General features: G+C 46.9%; 3 protein-coding genes. All 3 read right to left on the reverse strand.

Annotated features, from left to right (window positions below):
* On the reverse strand, window positions 1-521 hold a 521-nt coding region (locus tag ACJ9N4_RS20820), incomplete at its 3' end, for a tail assembly protein (RefSeq protein WP_411500791.1).
* Between the two features lie 56 nt (window positions 522-577).
* Window positions 578-910, reverse strand: coding sequence for a hypothetical protein (locus tag ACJ9N4_RS20825; protein WP_411500792.1), 333 nt, complete (start codon window positions 908-910; stop codon window positions 578-580).
* A gap of 29 nt (window positions 911-939) precedes the next feature.
* Window positions 940-1,389 (reverse strand): NlpC/P60 family protein (locus tag ACJ9N4_RS20830; RefSeq protein WP_411500793.1); only part of this gene is annotated, 450 nt, incomplete at its 5' end.

Below are 1,389 nucleotides of genomic sequence, written 5' to 3' on the forward strand. Positions count from 1 at the left end.
GGATACCCCTGTGCAGCAGTGTTTGTTACCCCACCGAACGCGTATGAAGCACGGTTATCTGCACTTTGTTTGCTGGCTAAACCTGCTGGTTGAGGGGAAAGCATCTGGACAACGCCACCCAGCATCATGGCTGCGCCTAATTTTGCAGCACCATATCCAGCTACGGATAGTGCTCCACCTGAGAAATATCCGATTGCCACACCAACAACGACAAGGACAGCACCAAGAATCGTCTGAAGTACCCCTGCTTTTTTACTACCAATAACTACTGGTATGATGCGAATAACCTCGCCCGTAACAGGAAATCCGAAATCATCCTGTCCAATATTTTTCTTATCTTTAAATACCGCGTAGGTAAGCCCTCTGGCTTTACTCGTGATTAAGAACTTTTCTAATCCATCAATCGTTTTTGTAAGGGAGTTAATTGCCTCTGCTGTAGTGCTTATTAAACGATGATGAACCTTTCCATAGGTTTTCCCCAATACGCCGCCAAGTTCTATTCTGGTCATCACCTCTGTCATATTTCCCCCATGAAAAAGCCACCTAGAGGTGGCTTGTTAAATATTTATGTGGATATTTAAATACAGGATCTGGCAGCATTTGCCCAGTGGTCATTCCAACCTTTTGCAACGGCATATACCTTAATATCGCTGCCACCATTAATAGATTTATCAATATTCACTACTGACAGCGCACCGAAGATATCATCTGATGCTGTTATTTTATAACCTGACTCAGTTGGAATACTGGTACTGGACGAACGAAGTTCGACCCATTTTGGTGCAAGGCATCTATTAACCTGATCTACATTTTTAGCCGAGTGCTCGGAAAGAATAGGTTTTTGCGATTCGAGAGAACTCACAGAGCAGCCCGCCAAGCCAAAAATAAGCGCTAAGAATATCTTTTTCATTTTCATGCTCCTTTGAAATTTAGTAAAGGTTAGCACAGAGACTTATAGCGAAGAACTTTCATCGTTCTATCCTGCCAGTACCCACCGTAAGGCACTCGCTGGCTCAGATGACCGTACAGATGATGGAGAAGCATGTTACCTTCCAACAGGATCCCCGCATGGTTCCACTTCTTCGACTGCACCTGCATGATGACCATATCGCCTGACTGTGGTGCGCCGGTGAACTCCCGAAAACCACACTCATACCAGCAGTCCTGGTAGAAGTTGTCCGGATAGTTATCTTCCCACCACGGATAATCAACCCGGTAATCGTGCAGCTCGATGTCATGCGTCTGCCGGAAGTAGCTCATCACCAGTCCCCAGCAGTCGAAATGGCCGAGCACAAATGGGCGTTCCAGCAGCGGAAGTTCGCCGCGCGGCTGAATAGTGCGTAAATCCCCCTCTGGCCAGCTCACAATATGCCAGGGCAGCAGCGTGGC

Source organism: Enterobacter sp. LM3 (genome assembly GCF_046622475.1).
Lineage (GTDB): Bacteria > Pseudomonadota > Gammaproteobacteria > Enterobacterales > Enterobacteriaceae > Enterobacter > Enterobacter cloacae_P.

Bases quoted from the DNA above. Each gene is read 5' to 3' on its own strand.
- ACJ9N4_RS20825 (WP_411500792.1), bottom strand. From the start codon at position 910: ATGAAAAAGATATTCTTAGCGCTTATTTTTGGCTTGGCGGGCTGCTCT.